The organism is Pantoea phyllosphaerae (assembly GCF_051025595.1).
GTDB lineage: Bacteria > Pseudomonadota > Gammaproteobacteria > Enterobacterales > Enterobacteriaceae > Pantoea.
This window is the reverse complement of the sequence record NZ_JBPFDE010000013.1, coordinates 74257-90469: the sequence shown is the minus strand read 5'-3', so window position 1 is coordinate 90469 and position 16213 is coordinate 74257. Positions and strand designations below refer to the sequence as shown.

13 protein-coding genes and 1 pseudogene are annotated in these 16213 nt (G+C 58.9%); 6 read left to right on the top strand and 8 right to left on the bottom strand.

What is annotated here, in order from left to right:
- Positions 1 to 68 precede the first annotated feature (68 nt).
- A complete protein-coding gene (locus tag ACR6A7_RS16695; protein ID WP_434126194.1) occupies positions 69 to 1304 on the top strand; it encodes an MFS transporter in 1236 nt (411 codons plus the stop codon).
- 11 nt (positions 1305 to 1315) lie between these two features.
- On the opposite strand, the gene yieH is transcribed toward ACR6A7_RS16695, so the two are convergent.
- Positions 1316 to 1981: a 6-phosphogluconate phosphatase gene (gene yieH / locus ACR6A7_RS16690; RefSeq protein ID WP_434126192.1), complete on the bottom strand. Its 666-nt coding sequence runs from the start codon at positions 1979 to 1981 to the stop codon at positions 1316 to 1318.
- 149 nt (positions 1982 to 2130) lie between these two features.
- On the opposite strand from yieH, the gene ACR6A7_RS16685 reads away from it, so the two are divergent.
- Positions 2131 to 3444, top strand: a complete 1314-nt coding sequence (locus ACR6A7_RS16685) for an NCS2 family permease (RefSeq protein WP_434126190.1) — start codon at positions 2131 to 2133, stop codon at positions 3442 to 3444.
- Positions 3445 to 3646: 202 nt separating this feature from the next.
- Here ACR6A7_RS16685 and ACR6A7_RS16680 read toward each other — a convergent pair whose 3' ends face one another.
- The 7 genes and pseudogenes from ACR6A7_RS16680 to rpmH form a co-directional block, all read right to left on the bottom strand.
- Complete coding sequence (locus ACR6A7_RS16680) at positions 3647 to 4396, bottom strand: 4'-phosphopantetheinyl transferase family protein (RefSeq protein WP_434126189.1); 750 nt, start codon at positions 4394 to 4396, stop codon at positions 3647 to 3649.
- Between the two features lie 166 nt (positions 4397 to 4562).
- Complete coding sequence (locus ACR6A7_RS16675; protein ID WP_434126188.1) at positions 4563 to 5153, bottom strand: malonic semialdehyde reductase; 591 nt, start codon at positions 5151 to 5153, stop codon at positions 4563 to 4565.
- A 162-nt stretch (positions 5154 to 5315) separates the two neighbouring features.
- Complete coding sequence (gene mnmE / locus ACR6A7_RS16670) at positions 5316 to 6680, bottom strand: tRNA uridine-5-carboxymethylaminomethyl(34) synthesis GTPase MnmE (protein ID WP_084884316.1); 1365 nt, start codon at positions 6678 to 6680, stop codon at positions 5316 to 5318.
- A gap of 81 nt (positions 6681 to 6761) precedes the next feature.
- Positions 6762 to 8408, bottom strand: coding sequence for a membrane protein insertase YidC (gene yidC, locus ACR6A7_RS16665; protein WP_434126187.1), 1647 nt, complete (start codon positions 8406 to 8408; stop codon positions 6762 to 6764).
- 2 nt (positions 8409 to 8410) lie between these two features.
- Positions 8411 to 8669, bottom strand: a pseudogene (gene yidD, locus ACR6A7_RS16660) (membrane protein insertion efficiency factor YidD).
- Complete coding sequence (gene rnpA / locus ACR6A7_RS16655) at positions 8633 to 8992, bottom strand: ribonuclease P protein component (protein WP_033755442.1); 360 nt, start codon at positions 8990 to 8992, stop codon at positions 8633 to 8635. The pseudogene yidD and the gene rnpA overlap by 37 nt, the downstream one beginning before the upstream one ends.
- 15 nt (positions 8993 to 9007) lie before the next feature.
- Positions 9008 to 9148, bottom strand: a complete 141-nt coding sequence (rpmH, locus tag ACR6A7_RS16650) for a 50S ribosomal protein L34 (protein WP_003849659.1) — start codon at positions 9146 to 9148, stop codon at positions 9008 to 9010.
- 597 nt (positions 9149 to 9745) lie between these two features.
- On the opposite strand from rpmH, the gene dnaA reads away from it, so the two are divergent.
- The 4 genes from dnaA (at position 9746) to gyrB (ending at position 16004) form a co-directional block, all read left to right on the top strand.
- Positions 9746 to 11152 (top strand): chromosomal replication initiator protein DnaA, encoded by a 1407-nt coding sequence (gene dnaA / locus ACR6A7_RS16645; RefSeq protein WP_033755444.1) that lies wholly within the window; start codon positions 9746 to 9748, stop codon positions 11150 to 11152.
- Between the two features lie 4 nt (positions 11153 to 11156).
- Positions 11157 to 12257 (top strand): DNA polymerase III subunit beta, encoded by a 1101-nt coding sequence (dnaN, locus tag ACR6A7_RS16640; RefSeq protein ID WP_434126185.1) that lies wholly within the window; start codon positions 11157 to 11159, stop codon positions 12255 to 12257.
- A gap of 235 nt (positions 12258 to 12492) precedes the next feature.
- On the top strand, positions 12493 to 13578 hold the full coding sequence (recF, locus tag ACR6A7_RS16635) for a DNA replication/repair protein RecF (RefSeq protein ID WP_434126183.1): 1086 nt from the start codon (positions 12493 to 12495) through the stop codon (positions 13576 to 13578).
- A gap of 17 nt (positions 13579 to 13595) precedes the next feature.
- The gene (gene gyrB, locus ACR6A7_RS16630; protein WP_434126182.1) at positions 13596 to 16004 is read left to right on the top strand and encodes a DNA topoisomerase (ATP-hydrolyzing) subunit B; all 2409 of its coding nucleotides are present in this window, start codon (positions 13596 to 13598) and stop codon (positions 16002 to 16004) included.
- The last annotated feature ends 209 nt before the right edge of the window (positions 16005 to 16213 follow it).

Here is a 16213-nt window from a genome sequence, read left to right as displayed (position 1 = left end):
TTGCTGTTCCACGCAACCGTTTCCTTTATATACTTGGCGCACTTTTTTCTCTATCAAGGTGCTGATTCATGTCTCTTTCCCGCAGTAAGCAGAGCGTGACGCCTGCAAAGGCGATGCTGGCCGCGGTCAGCGGTTACGCGATGGATGGATTCGATCTGCTGATCCTGGGGTTTATGCTGCCGGCGATTAGCCTGTCGCTGGCGCTGGATCCATCGCAGGCGGGCTCGCTGGTTACCTGGACGCTGGTTGGCGCGGTGGTGGGCGGTATTCTCTTCGGCCATCTCAGCGATCGTTTTGGCCGCATTCGCATCCTCACCGTCACCATTCTGATGTTCTCGATTTTCACCGGACTGTGCGCGGTGGCGCAGGGCTACTGGGATCTGCTGGCGTACCGCACGCTGGCGGGCATGGGGCTGGGCGGCGAGTTCGGCATCGGCATGGCGCTGATCGCTGAAGCCTGGCCGGCGGAAAAGCGCAACCGCGCCTCGGCGTGGGTCGGCATTGGCTGGCAGCTTGGCGTGCTGCTGGCGGCCTTTATCACGCCGCCGCTGCTGGGCGTTATCGGCTGGCGCGGCATGTTTCTGGTGGGTCTGCTGCCTGCGCTGCTCTCTTTTATGCTGCGGCGCAGCATGGGCGAGCCGGAGGCCTTTACCCGACAGGCTACGCTGACGCCGTCGCTGTCGTTCGCCGCGCGCCTGAAAATGCTGGTGCAGGATCGCGCCACGGCGAAAGCGAGCCTCGGCATCTTTATTCTGACATCGGTGCAGAACTTCGGCTATTACGGGTTGATGATCTGGATGCCGAGCTATCTCTCCGCTAACTTCGGCTTCAGCCTGACCAAATCGGGATTATGGACCGCGGTCACCGTGGTCGGCATGACCTTCGGCATCTGGCTGTTCGGCGTGCTGGCTGACCGCTTTGCGCGCTGGAAGATTTTCCTGCTTTATCAGTTCGGCGCCGTGGCGATGGTGGTGATCTACGCGCAGCTGCGCGATCCCACCGTGATGCTGTTTACCGGCGCGCTGATGGGCATGTTCGTCAATGGCATGATTGGCGGCTACGGCGCGCTGATCTCCGACACCTTCCCGCCCCAGGCGCGCGCCACGGCGCAGAACGTCTTGTTCAACCTCGGGCGCGGCGTCGGCGGCTTCGGCCCGCTGGTGATCGGCCTGCTGGCGACGAAAATTTCATTTACCGCGGCGATCACGCTGCTGGCGCTAATCTACCTGCTGGATATCGTCGCCACGCTCTTTTTGCTGCCGAAAAAGCAGGGCAACGACGATTCGCTGGGCGCGATTGGCTAAAGCGTAAAGGGTCAGTCGGTGACCAGCTGCCAGCCGCGCGCGCGCCACAGCGCGGGCAGCGCGGCCATATCGGTAAAGCGCGTCACCAGTGGGTGATCGATTTCAGGATTGTGCGCGTCCGCGCAGTAGTAAAACACCGGGATGCCCGCCGCGACGCCCGCGCGGGCGCCCGCTTCGGAATCGTCCACCAGAATGCAGCGCTCGACAGGCACCTGCATCTGTTCGGCGGCGTAATGCATCAGCGCAGGATCGGGCTTCCAGCGCGAAATGTCGTAGCCGCTGTAGAGGCGATCGCGAAACCAGGGCAGCATGCCGGTCAGCCCCAGCGAGTGCTGCATCTTCTTTACCGTGCCGTTGGAGACGACGCACATCGGCACGGTGAGTTTCTCCACCAGCGCTTTCGCGCCGGGAATTTCCGTCAGCGACGCGTCAAACAGGCGCGCCACCTCGGCGCGATAGTCGGTTTCAAACGTCGCCTGCGGCAGCGTGGTGTGATGCGTTTCTCCGACGTCGCGAATAATGTCGTAGAGCTGAACGCCTTTGTACTTTTCGAACATCTCCTGCAACGAGCAGCTAATTCCGTAGCGGGCAAAGGTGTTGACGTACGCCTGGGTACAGAGCAATTCGCTGTCCACCAGGGTGCCGTCACAGTCAAAAAACACGCACTCTACTGCCATCTGTCGCACTCCTTCTGTTTTCGAGAGAGCACACACTTTAACCTAATCGACGCAGATTGCGATCCCGGAAACGGTTGCGAAAAATCATTGTATTGCCGCTGCAAAGCGGTCAGGATACGCGCCGACTTCTTTTCATCAGGATCGTTGGCATGAGTAAACAAGGCCTTTTGCAGCGCGTTTTTAAGCTACAGGAACATGGCACCACGGTGCGCACCGAAGTTATTGCCGGTATCACCACTTTCCTGACGATGGTCTACATCGTCTTTGTTAATCCGCAGATTCTTGGCGTGGCAGGCATGGATACCCAGGCGGTATTCGTTACCACCTGCCTTATCGCTGCATTCGGCAGTATTTTGATGGGCCTGTTCGCCAATCTGCCGGTGGCGCTGGCGCCAGCGATGGGGCTCAACGCCTTTTTCGCCTTCGTGGTCGTGGGCGCAATGGGCTATTCGTGGCAGGTAGGCATGGGCGCGATTTTCTGGGGCGCGCTGGGGCTGCTGATCCTGACGCTGCTGCGCGTGCGCTACTGGATGATTGCCAATATCCCGCTGAGCCTGCGCGTCGGCATCACCGCCGGTATCGGTTTGTTTATCGCCATGATGGGGCTGAAGAACGCCGGCATTATCGTTGCGAATCCCGATACCATCGCTGCTGTCGGCAATCTTACCTCGCACAGCGTACTGCTCGGCGCGCTCGGCTTCTTTATCATCGCCATTCTGGCGTCGCGCAATATCCATGCGGCGGTGCTGATCTCGATGGTGATCACCACGGCTATCGGCTGGGCGCTGGGCGATGTGAAGTTTGTCGGCCTTTTCTCCGCGCCGCCTGCGATCGGTAGCGTGGTCGGGCAGGTGGATATCAAAGGCGCATTCAATATCGGCATGGCGGGCGTTATCTTCTCCTTTATGCTGGTTAACCTGTTCGACTCTTCCGGCACCCTGATTGGCGTAACCGATAAAGCGGGTCTGACCGATGAGACCGGCACGTTTCCGCGTATGAAGCAGGCGCTGTTTGTCGATAGCTTCAGCTCCGTCACCGGCGCGCTGGCGGGTACCTCGTCAGTGACCGCTTACATCGAGAGTTCGTCCGGCGTGGCGATCGGCGGCCGCACCGGCCTGATGGCGGTGGTGACCGGCGTGCTTTTTCTGCTGGTGATGTTCCTGTCGCCGCTGGCGGCGATGGTGCCGGGCTATGCGGCCGCAGGCGCGCTGATCTACGTCGGCGTGCTAATGACCGCCAGCCTGTCTCGCGTGCGCTGGGACGATCTCACCGAAGCGGTGCCGGCTTTCGTGACCGCGGCGATGATGCCGTTCAGCTTCTCCATTACCGAGGGTATCGCACTGGGCTTTATCGCCTACTGCGTGATGAAGCTTGGCACCGGCCGCTGGCGCGAAATTAGCCCCTGTGTCGTGGTGGTGGCGCTGCTGTTTGTGTTGAAAATCGCCTTTATCGACGCGCATTAAGAAGAAGGTCGCTTACGCGACCTTTGAGTTGATGGGGCAGAGTGCCAACGCGGGTGAGACGGACCGATCGCAAAGACGCAAAAAGCGGCATCCCTGCCAGCTCGGCCCGCGCCATCCATGGCGCGGGACGCTTTGCTCCTCGGTCCGTCTCACCCGCTTGCCGGCTTTGTTAGCCGTCTGAAGGGCCGCTTAAGCGGCTTTTTTATACCTCAGAATGGAGACTGCGCTCTCGCGGTGAGCTGGTCAGACGCAGCGTGTGCGGTCCGATATTAGGCTTGCTCATCTCTACGTCGCGCAGCGCATGCCACTCGCGCGAGGCGTCAATTTCCCACAGGTGCAAACGCTGGGTCGCGGACGACAGCGCGCATGACCACACCAGCGTCGGCTCGGCGTCGCACACAGCCTGAATATCGGGATAACTCGTTGAACGCAGACGGCCTGCCGCGGGCTGCAGCCGCAGCGAGGCCATATTATCGTTGCCTTCGCCGGTCAGCTTAAGAATGCTCTGGCGCAGGGTCCAGATTTGCGTCACCGCTTCCATAAAATCCTGCTGCGCATTGATCCAGGCGCGCTCGCCTGACGTAAGCGACTGCATCAGCTGCTCCTGCGTCTGGCGGCTGTGGGCGCGGACGATCTCCATATCCAGCCCGGCGCGTCCGCCCTCTTCAGCCAGCAGCACGCCGACCATATTGCCGGCATAGGCGATGCTGAAATCGGGCAAATCGCGATCGGCAAAGGCGGGACGGCCGTTGCTGTGGGTAACAAGAGCAGGAAGGGTGCTGATACCGTAGACGCGCAGCATCAGCTGCGCCAGCATCAGACGAGCAAGCAAAAAGCGACCGCGGTATCTGTCAGGCAGCTGTCGCGCCTGATCGATGACATCCTGCGGCATGCGCATGGCGTCGGCGACAATGCCGCGATCGCCCATCCAACGTACAAAATGACCCGCCATCTGTCGCTCCGTGAAAATGGTCACTTAATCATCAGGAGCGCATTGTAAGAATTTTCTGAGCACATTGCATCTGGCATGCAACAGAATGACGCATATTCAGAATCGGCTGATAAAAAGCGGCGGGAAAAGAGAGGCCGCTACGCGCCTGCGCAGCGGCGGAATATCGTCAGGCCAGTTTGCACGCCTGTTCAAAACGCAGGCGCGGCAGGCGCGGATGCAGCTTCTCGCTATCGCCATAGCCGAGGTTAATCAACATGTTCACCTGCCAGCTGCTGTCGGCGAAGAATGCCTCGTTAACTTTCGACGGATCAAAACCAGACATCGGACCGGCATCCAGCCCGAGCGAGCGCGCCGCCAGGATGAGATAGCCTGCCTGCAGGCTGCTGTTGCGAAAGGCGGTCTCTTTTACCAGCTCAGGGCTGCCGGTAAACCAGCTGCGCGCATCGGCGTGCGGAAATAGCTGCGGCAGTCGATCGTAAAACGCCATATCGTGGGCGACGATAACCGTCACCGGCGCGGTCATGGTCTTTTCCACATTGCCAGACGAGAGCGCCGGCTTCAGCTTCGCTTTGCCTTCCTGCGAGGTCACAAACACAAAGCGGCCTGGCGAGCAGTTGGCCGAAGTCGGGCCAAGGGCGGTCAGCGCGTAGAGCTGCTCCAGAATGCCAGCCTCAAGGGGTTTATCCTGCCAGTAGCTATGGGTGCGGGCTTCGTTAAACAGTTGGTCGAGCGCGGTGTTGTCGAGCGGTGTATGCATTCTACTCTCCTTGATCAGGCGGAAGCAGCCGCCTGAGACATGCCATAGTGAAGGCGTATCCGGGAAGACCGGTGTTTAACGTTTATACCCCAACGGCGCTTCGTCGCCAAATAACAAAAGGCCGGGTTTGACTGAAGAGCAGGGCGCAAGCGCAGACTGCGATCACTTCCCAATACAGAAACTGGAAAATATCCGTCCCAGCAAATCATCGGAGGTAAACTCGCCGGTGATCTCGCTCAGCGCCTGCTGCGCCAGCCGCAGCTCTTCCGCCAGCAGTTCGCCCGCCCATGCGCCTAGCAGCTGCGCCTTGCCCTGCTGTAAGTGAGTCGCTGCTAACTCCAGCGCCTGAAGATGACGCCGACGCGCGAGGAAGCCGCCTTCCATATTGCCGGAAAAGCCCATTGACTGTTTCAGATGGTCGCGCAGCGCATCGACGCCCGCGCCGGTGCGCGCCGAAAGACGAATAAGTGAGTGATGATTTACTTCTGTCAGGCCCAGCGTTTCGCCAGTGACATCCGCCTTGTTGCGTACAACGGTAATCGGCAACGCCGCAGGCAGGCGCGAAACGAAGTCGGGCCAGATCTGCGCCGCCTCCGTGGCGTCGGTGGTGGTGCCGTCTACCATAAACAGCACGCGGTCCGCCTGCTCGATCTCCTGCCAGGCGCGCTCAATGCCGATACGCTCGACCTCGTCGCTGGCCTCGCGCAGCCCGGCAGTGTCGATAATATGCAGGGGCATGCCGTCGATATGAATATGTTCGCGCAGCACGTCGCGCGTGGTGCCGGCGATATCGGTCACGATTGCCGCTTCGCGTCCTGCCAGCGCATTCAGCAGGCTTGATTTACCCGCATTTGGCCGCCCCGCGATCACCACTTTCATGCCTTCGCGCAGCAGGCTGCCCTGACGCGCTTCGGCGCGTACGGCGTCGAGATCGACGATTACCTCATCCAGCTGCGCTTCGATTTTACCGTCGGAGAGAAAGTCGATCTCTTCATCGGGGAAGTCGATAGCCGCTTCGACGTAGATGCGCAGGTGGGTCAGCGCCTCAACCAGCTGGTTGATGCGGGTCGAAAAGGCGCCCTGCAGCGAGTTGACCGCAGAACGCGCCGCCTGTTCGGAGCTGGCGTCAATCAGATCGGCGATTGCCTCAGCCTGCGCAAGGTCGAGCTTGTCATTGAGAAAGGCGCGCTCGGAAAACTCGCCCGGCTGGGCGATGCGTACGCCAGGCAGCGCCACGATGCGCTTCAGCAGCAGATCGAGGATCACCGGGCCGCCGTGGCCCTGTAGCTCCAGCACATCTTCGCCGGTAAAGGAGTTCGGGCCGGGAAACCACAGCGCAATGCCCTGGTCCAGCACGCTGCCGTCGGCATCTTTAAACGGCAGATAATCAGCGTAGCGCGCCTTCGGCAGCTTGCCGAGCACCTGCTGTGCCACCTCGGCGGCGCGCGCGCCGGAGATACGCAAAATACCGACGCCGCCGCGTCCGGGAGGCGTCGCCTGGGCGACGATAGTATCGCTGTGGCTCATGGAATTTTCTCTCGCTAAAAAATAAGGCGGTCTTATTGACCGCCTCAGGGTAAACCAGATTGTCAGACGAGCGTAAGCGCGTTACGCCTTCTTCTTGTCGCGGCTGTGCAGACCGCGTTTTTCCAGGCCGCGATAAATCAGCTGCTGCTGGAGAATGGTTACCAGGTTGCTGACGATGTAGTACAGCACCAGACCTGACGGGAACCACAGGAAGAAGACGGTAAAGATAACCGGCATATAGGTCATGATCTTCTGCTGCATCGGATCGGTCACGGTGGTCGGTGACATCTTCTGAATGAAGAACATGGTGATGCCCATCAGAATCGGCAGGATGTAGTAGGGGTCCTGCGCCGACAGGTCATGGATCCAGAGGATAAACGGCGCGTGGCGCAGCTCCACTGAACCAGACAGCATGTAGTAAAGCGCAAGGAAGATCGGCATCTGAATCACCAGCGGCAGACAGCCGCCCAGCGGGTTGACCTTCTCCGCTTTATAGAGCGCCATCATCTCCTGGCTCTGCTTCTGCTTGTCGTCGCCCAGGCGCTCACGCATCGCCTGAATCTTCGGCTGCAGCATGCGCATCTTCGCCATCGAGGTGTACTGCGCCTTCGTCAGCGGGTACATGATGCCGCGCACGATGAAGGTGATGACGATGATGGAGAAGCCCCAGTTGCCGATAAAGCTGTGGATAAACTTCAGCAGCTTAAACAGCGGCTGAGAGATAAACCACAGCCAGCCGTAGTCGACGGTCAGGTCAAGATGTGGCGCGACGGCAGCCATCTTGTCCTGAATTTCCGGGCCGACCCACAGCGTTGCGCCCAGATTCTGCTGCTGACCCGCCGCCACGGTGACCGGTGCGGATTTGTAGCCGATAGCCGCAATACCGTTGCCCAGGTTGCTGGTATAGAGCGAATTGTTGCCAGCGGTGCGCGGCACCCAGGCGGTAGCGAAGTACTGCTGCAGCATCGCAACCCAGCCGTTGCTGGTGGTGGCGTTGAGGTTTTCGTTATCCGCGATGGTGTCGAATTTGTACTTTTCGTACTTCTCTTCGCTGGTGGAGTAGGCCGCGCCGCGGAAGGTGTGCAACGCAAAGTTGTTGCTGCCGGTATCGCGGTGCTTAGGCAGATCGATGGTCTGCTTCAGCTGGCCGAAGAGCGACACTTCCAGCGGCTGCTGCGTGGTGTTGTTGACGTTATAGTCCACATCCACCGCGAATTCGCCGCGTTTGAAAACGAAGGTTTTGGTGTAAACCACACCGTTTTCTGCGGTGTAGGTCATCGGCACGCGCAGTTCGGTCTGGCCGTCGGCCATTTCGAAGTGATCCTGTGCGGCGGTGAACAGCGGACGCGCGCCGTTGTTCGGGTTATCCGGACCGTTGCGGCCAGTGAGCCCGCTCTGTGCCTGATAAACGAAGGATGGCGTGGTCTCCAGCAGCTGGAAAGGCTGGTCGGAACCCAGTTTGTCCGGGTAGGTCAGCAGCTGAGCTTGCTCGACATCGCCACCGCGGGTGTTGATATTCAATGACAGGACATCAGTCTTAACGGTGATCGTTTTGCCCTGGCCGCTGGCCGGTACGCCCTGGCTGGCGGCATCACCTGCTGCGCTGTTGGTGTTTTGCGTGGTCTGGGTCTGCTGCGGCTGCGGAGCGTGGTCCGTCTGCCAGGCTTGCCAGATCATGAAAGACACGAACAGAAAAGCGATGAGAAAAAGATTGCGTTGCGAATCCATCGTTAATGTTCTCTGGTATCAAAGGTTTTTTGGCGGCACAGGATCGTCACCACCCGGGTTCAAAGGGTGGCATTTTAATACGCGTTTGAATGTCAACCAACTGCCTTTTATCAGGCCAAACCTGCGTAACGCCTCAATTCCATAATGAGAGCAGGTTGGCTGAAACCGACAGTGTGGTCCCAGCAAGGGGCTGATGCCGCGCTGATAGACGCGGATCAGGACGATCAGGAGCCGCGCGCCAGGCGACAGTGACGACGCCATAACTTCTCCAACGCTTCCGCCAACATACGGTTGTCGAGATCGGCAATCCCCTTTTTCGCCACAACGACGAAATCCATCGCCGGCAGTTCATGCTGAAGCAGACGAAAACTTTCACGGGTCAAACGTTTGATCCGGTTGCGTTCGTGTGCGCGCTTGACGTGCTTTTTAGCGACGGTAAGACCGATGCGGGGATGCCCCAGCGAATTAAGGCGGCCGAGGATGGTAATTTGCGGCGTGCCAGCCCGTTGTGGCTGCTGGAAGACGAAAGTGAAATGAGTGGGAGTTAACAAACGTAACTCCCTGGGAAATGCGAGCTTAACCACGAGGGTTAGCTTTTATTACTTAGAAACGGTCAGACGAGAACGGCCTTTAGCACGACGACGTGCCAGAACCTGACGACCATTTTTGGTTGCCATACGAGCACGGAAGCCGTGAGAACGGTTGCGCTTCAGTACGGACGGTTGAAAAGTGCGTTTCATGGCGATTTCTACCTAAACTTGAAAAATTTCACTGGGTGACGCGTTTTTGGGCCAGTAAAACGACCGACGCCTCAATGTGTCTTTAATAAAGAGGCGGGATTGTAATAATTGTACAGTCCGGAGTCAATTTACTTCGCTGGTCGCGGTACCTGGAAGCCCGGATACAGCCCGCTGAGTCCGGGCATTGGGCATAGCGCGACAACGCCGGGGGAAGAATTATACGGTCTCCGCTTTAAAGCGCAAGGATCCCGCGGGATCTTCTTGCGATCGGGCCGATGAAAATCACCGCAAAAACGAGAGGCCACCTGAAAAAGCGTCTCTTTTCCGACGATCCCCGCAGCTTTTTTCGCCAGCAGGCGTAAACTGTTTTGCCTGTCCACGGCCTGTGGATAAAAAGGATCAAAACTGTGTAGAAAGTGAAGATCTCTGCCTCGCTTTGCGCTATGATCCGCCCTTCCGTTGACGATCCGGTCGCGATCCCAGGGACGGAAACCGCTGATAGCGGTCGCAGGCGCTTTCTACCGTCTGTGTCAAAAATGAACGTTTCTTTATTAGCGCCTACTATTTCTTATCGATTTTGTACAAGTGGAGTCCGCCGTGTCACTTACGCTCTGGCAACAGTGTCTTGCCCGTTTGCAGGATGAGCTTCCTGCCACCGAATTCAGCATGTGGATTCGACCGCTGCAGGCGGAGTTAAACGACAATACGCTGGCCTTGTATGCACCAAATCGGTTTGTGCTCGACTGGGTACGAGATAAATACATCAATAACATCAACGGGCTGCTGAACGAATTCTGCGGTGTGGACGTGCCTTTGCTGCGTTTCGAAGTCGGGACGCGTTCCGTCCAGCAGCAGCCTGCGGCGATGAGCCAGCCGGCGATGGCGAGCGTCAGCGCCCCCGCGCCGGTCGAGAGCCGTCCCGCGCCCGCGCAGATCCTGCGCCCAAGCTGGGACAACGTTCCGGCGCCGGCCGATGTGACCTACCGCTCTAATGTGAATAACCGCCACAACTTCGATAACTTCGTTGAGGGTAAATCCAACCAGTTGGCGCGCGCGGCGGCGCGTCAGGTGGCGGACAATCCCGGCGGCGCCTATAACCCGCTCTTCCTTTATGGCGGCACCGGCCTGGGCAAAACCCACCTGCTGCACGCGGTCGGCAACGGCATCATCGCGCGCAAGCCGAATGCTAAAGTGGTCTATATGCACTCTGAGCGCTTTGTGCAGGACATGGTGAAGGCGCTGCAAAACAACGCCATTGAGGAGTTCAAGCGCTACTACCGCTCTGTCGATGCGCTGCTTATCGATGACATTCAGTTCTTCGCCAATAAAGAGCGCTCCCAGGAGGAGTTTTTCCACACCTTCAACGCGCTGCTGGAAGGCAATCAGCAGATCATTTTGACCTCAGACCGTTATCCTAAAGAGATTAACGGCGTGGAAGATCGACTGAAGTCGCGCTTCGGCTGGGGCCTGACGGTCGCTATTGAGCCGCCGGAGCTGGAAACGCGCGTGGCGATTCTGATGAAAAAAGCGGATGAGAACGATATTCGCCTGCCGGGTGAGGTCGCCTTTTTTATCGCTAAACGCCTGCGCTCCAACGTTCGTGAGCTGGAAGGGGCGCTGAACCGCGTGATCGCCAACGCCAACTTTACCGGCCGCGCCATCACCATCGACTTTGTGCGCGAAGCGCTGCGCGATCTGCTGGCGCTGCAGGAAAAGCTGGTCACCATCGACAATATCCAGAAGACGGTGGCCGAGTATTACAAAATTAAGGTCGCGGATCTGCTGTCCAAGCGCCGTTCGCGCTCGGTCGCGCGCCCACGCCAGATGGCGATGGCGATGGCGAAAGAGCTGACGAACCACAGTCTGCCGGAGATCGGCGACGCGTTCGGCGGCCGCGACCATACCACGGTGCTTCACGCCTGCCGCAAAATCGAGCAGCTGCGTGAAGAGAGCCACGACATAAAAGAAGATTTCTCTAATCTCATCCGAACTTTATCCTCCTGACGCTATGAAATTTATTGTTGAACGTGAGCAGTTGCTAAAGCCGCTGCAGCAAGTCAGCGGCCCGTTAGGCGGGCGCCCGACGCTGCCGATCCTGGGAAATCTGTTGATGCAGGTCAACGACGGCACGCTGTTGCTGACCGGCACCGATCTGGAAATGGAGATGGTGGCGCGCGTGGCGCTGACCCAGCCGCACGAGCCGGGGGCCACCACCGTCCCGGCGCGTAAATTCCTCGACATCTGTCGCGGACTGCCCGAGGGCGCGGAGATTAACGTCACGCTGGAAGGCGAACGCATGCTGGTGCGCTCCGGGCGCAGCCGCTTTTCGCTCTCGACCCTGCCAGCCAGCGACTTTCCCAATCTGGACGACTGGCAGAGCGAAGTGGAGTTTACGCTGCCGCAGGCGACGCTGAAGCGTCTGATCGAGGCGACGCAGTTCTCGATGGCGCATCAGGACGTGCGCTACTACCTTAACGGTATGCTGTTTGAAACCGAAGGCGAAGAGCTGCGCACCGTCGCCACCGACGGTCACCGTCTGGCGGTCTGCTCGATGCCGATTGGCCAGGCGCTGCCGAATCATTCGGTGATCGTGCCGCGTAAAGGGGTCATTGAGCTGGTGCGTCTGCTGGACGGCGGCGAAACGCCGCTGCAGCTGCAGATTGGCAGCAGCAATATCCGCGCGCACGTGGGCGACTTTATCTTTACGTCGAAGCTGGTAGATGGTCGCTTCCCCGACTATCGCCGCGTATTGCCAAAAAATCCCGATAAAGTACTGGAAGCGGGCTGCGACATCCTGAAGCAGGCGTTTGCCCGTGCGGCTATTCTCTCAAACGAGAAGTTCCGTGGCGTTCGCCTCTATATCACCGAAAATCAGCTGAAAATTACCGCTAACAACCCTGAGCAGGAAGAGGCGGAAGAGATGCTCGACGTGACCTATGGCGGCAGCGAGCTGGAGATCGGCTTTAACGTCAGCTACGTGCTGGACGTGCTGAATGCGCTGAAGTGCGAGAATGTGCGCCTGCTGCTGACCGATTCGGTGTCGAGCGTGCAGATTGAAGATCTCGCCAGCCCGGCAGCCGCCTACGTCGTGATGCCCATGCGCTTGTAGAATATATCGGCCTGGCTTACTTGCCATTCTGGTTGCGGGCAGTGCTCGTCCCTGGTCACATACCTCAGTATGCTCCCAGGGCCTGCGCGCTGGCCGCAACCAGACTGGCTGCGACGCCGACGGCCTGGTGAGGTAGAATCGGCCTGGTAGTGGTGAGGCCGTTATCGGGCTTCGCCGTTGGCCACAGGCCGCTCAAAGGCGATACCTCTTTGTGCCCTTCACGCTGGACTGATTCATGGCTTTAACCCGCCTCCTTATCAAAGACTTTCGTAACATCGAGCAGGCCGATCTGGCGCTGGCGCCGGGGTTTAATTTCCTGGTGGGCGCGAACGGCAGCGGCAAAACCAGCGTGCTGGAGGCGATCTACACGCTTGGTCATGGCCGCGCGTTTCGCAGCCTGCAGGCGGGACGCGTGATCCGTCACGACGAAGCCGCCTTTGTGCTGCACGGTCGCATTGAGAGCAGCGAGCGGGAGATTTCGGTCGGCCTGACCAAAAACCGCGCAGGCGACAGCAAGGTGCGTATCGATGGCAGCGACGGCCATAAAGTCGCGGAGCTGGCGCAGCTGCTGCCGATGCAGTTAATTACCCCCGAGGGGTTTACTTTGCTCAACGGCGGCCCCAAATACCGTAGAGCCTATGTCGACTGGGGCTGTTTTCACAACACCCCCGGTTTCTTCAACGCCTGGAGCAATTTGCGGCGCCTGCTGAAGCAGCGCAACGCCGCGCTGCGCCAGGTCACGCGCTATAGCCAAATCCGCGCCTGGGATCAGGAGCTGGTGCCGCTGGCAGAGCAGATCAGCCAGTGGCGCGCGGAATACAGCGACGCCATTTCGGCGGAGATCGTCGCCACCTGCGGGCAGTTTTTGCCGGAGTTCGCGCTGAACTTCTCTTTCCAGCGCGGCTGGGACAAAGAGAGCGCCTACGGCGATCTGCTGGAGCGCAATTTCGAGCGCGACCGCGCGCTGACCTACACCGCCAGCGGCCCGCATAAAGCGGATTTCCGCATTCGCGCCGACGGCACGCCGGTCGAAGATCTGCTGTCGCGCGGCCAGTTAAAACTATTGATGTGTGCATTGCGTCTGGCGCAGGGCGAGTTCCTGACGCGCCAGAGCGGACGCCGCTGTCTTTACCTGATTGATGACTTCGCTTCCGAGCTGGACGACGGCCGTCGGCGCCTGCTGGCGCAACGACTGAAAGCCACGCAGGCTCAGGTGTTTGTCAGCGCTATCGCCACCGATCATGTCATCGATATGAGTGACGAAAAGGGCAAGATGTTCCGCGTGGAACAGGGTAAAATAGCGGTTCAACCTGAAGATTAAATGAGCGAGAAACGTTGATGTCGAATTCTTATGACTCCTCAAGTATCAAAGTTCTGAAAGGGCTGGATGCGGTACGCAAACGTCCGGGTATGTATATCGGCGATACGGATGACGGCACCGGTCTGCACCACATGGTATTCGAGGTCGTGGATAACGCAATCGACGAAGCGCTCGCGGGTCACTGTAGTGATATCGTCGTGACCATTCATGCCGATAATTCCGTTTCCGTTCAGGATGATGGCCGTGGCATTCCCACCGGCATTCACGAAGAAGAGGGCGTTTCCGCTGCGGAAGTGATCATGACCGTGCTGCACGCAGGCGGTAAGTTCGACGACAACTCCTATAAAGTGTCGGGCGGTCTGCACGGCGTGGGCGTTTCGGTTGTAAACGCCCTGTCGCAGAAGCTGGAGCTGACCATTCGTCGCGAAGGCAAAGTGCACCAGCAGACTTACGTGCACGGCGTGCCTGAGGCACCGCTTAACGTCACGGGCGAAACCGATTTGACCGGCACCCGCGTGCGTTTCTGGCCGAGCCACGAAACCTTCACCAACGTCGTTGAATTCGAATATGACATTCTGGCGAAGCGCCTGCGCGAACTCTCGTTCCTGAACTCCGGCGTGTCGATCCGTCTGGAAGACAAGCGTGACGGCAAAGCCGATCATTTTCACTACGAAGGCGGCATCAAGGCGTTCGTCGAGTACCTGAATAAGAACAAAACCCCTATCCATCCGAATGTGTTCTACTTCTCTACCGAGAAAGACGGCATTGGCGTGGAAGTGGCGCTGCAGTGGAATGATGGCTTCCAGGAGAACATCTACTGCTTCACCAACAACATTCCGCAGCGCGACGGCGGTACCCACCTCGCGGGATTCCGTGCGGCGATGACGCGTACCCTGAACGCCTATATGGACAAAGAGGGCTACAGCAAGAAAGCGAAAGTCAGCGCCACCGGCGACGACGCCCGCGAAGGCCTGGTGGCGGTGGTGTCGGTTAAAGTGCCTGATCCGAAGTTCTCATCGCAGACCAAAGACAAGCTGGTCTCGTCTGAAGTGAAATCGGCGGTGGAACAGCAGATGAACGAACTGCTGGGCGAATACCTGCTGGAAAACCCGAGCGACGCCAAAATTGTCGTTGGCAAGATCATCGACGCCGCCCGCGCCCGTGAAGCGGCCCGTCGCGCTCGCGAAATGACGCGCCGTAAAGGCGCGCTCGATCTGGCAGGTCTGCCGGGCAAGCTGGCGGATTGTCAGGAGCGCGATCCGGCGCTCTCTGAAATCTACCTGGTGGAGGGTGACTCCGCAGGCGGCTCGGCCAAACAGGGCCGTAACCGTAAGAACCAGGCGATTCTGCCGCTGAAGGGCAAAATTCTTAACGTAGAGAAAGCGCGTTTCGACAAGATGCTCTCTTCGCAGGAAGTGGCAACGCTGATCACCGCGCTGGGCTGCGGTATCGGTCGCGACGAATACAATCCGGACAAGCTGCGCTATCACAGCATCATCATCATGACCGATGCTGACGTCGACGGCTCGCACATTCGTACGCTGCTGTTGACCTTCTTCTATCGTCAGATGCCGGAAATCATCGAGCGTGGCCACGTTTATATTGCGCAGCCGCCGCTTTACAAGGTGAAGAAAGGCAAGCAGGAGCAGTACATCAAAGATGATGAGGCGATGGATCAGTATCAGATCGCCATCGCGCTTGACGGCGCGACGCTGCATACCAACGCCAGCGCACCGGCGCTGGGCGGTGAGCCGCTGGAAAATCTGGTCGCGGAATTCAACAGCACGCAGAAGATGATCAAGCGTATGGAGCGCCGCTATCCGGTCGCGCTGCTGCGCGCGCTGGTTTATCACCCAACGCTGAGCGAGCTGAGCAATGAGGCTGAGGTTCAGGCCTGGCTGGAGAAGTTGGTGGCTTATCTGAGCGAGCGCGAAGCGCACGGCAGCACTTACGTTGCACAGGTACGCGCCAACCGCGAAGAGAATATTTTTGAACCGGTTCTGCGCGTGCGCACGCACGGCGTCGACACCGATTACACGCTGGACGCCGAGTTCATTCAGGGACCGGAGTACCGTAAAATCAACGCGCTGGGCGAGAAGCTGCGCGGCCTGATTGAGGAAGACGCCTACATCGAGCGCGGCGAGCGCCGTCAGCCGGTCGCCAGCTTTGAGCAGGCTATCGAATGGCTGGTGAAAGAGTCGCGACGCGGTCTGTCGGTACAGCGTTATAAAGGTCTGGGCGAGATGAACGCCGAGCAGCTGTGGGAAACCACGATGGATCCGGACAGCCGTCGCATGCTGCGCGTGACCATCAAGGATGCTATCGCCGCCGATCAGCTCTTCACCACGCTGATGGGTGATGCGGTTGAGCCGCGCCGCGCCTTTATCGAAGAGAACGCCCTGAAAGCGGCGAATATCGATATTTAAGCCAACAGACGGCGACTAAAGCTAAAGCGTGGGTGACAGGAACCGAAGAGCAAAGCGTCTCGCGACAAGGACAAAAACGCCGGGAGCGTTTTTGAACAACGCAGCGCGTTGGCCCGTTTACGGGCGCGCCTCAGGAAGAGGCGCGTATTTGCGTGAGCCGAGCGGTCAGGGATGACGCACAGCGACCTTGCGATCGGTTTCTGTCACCC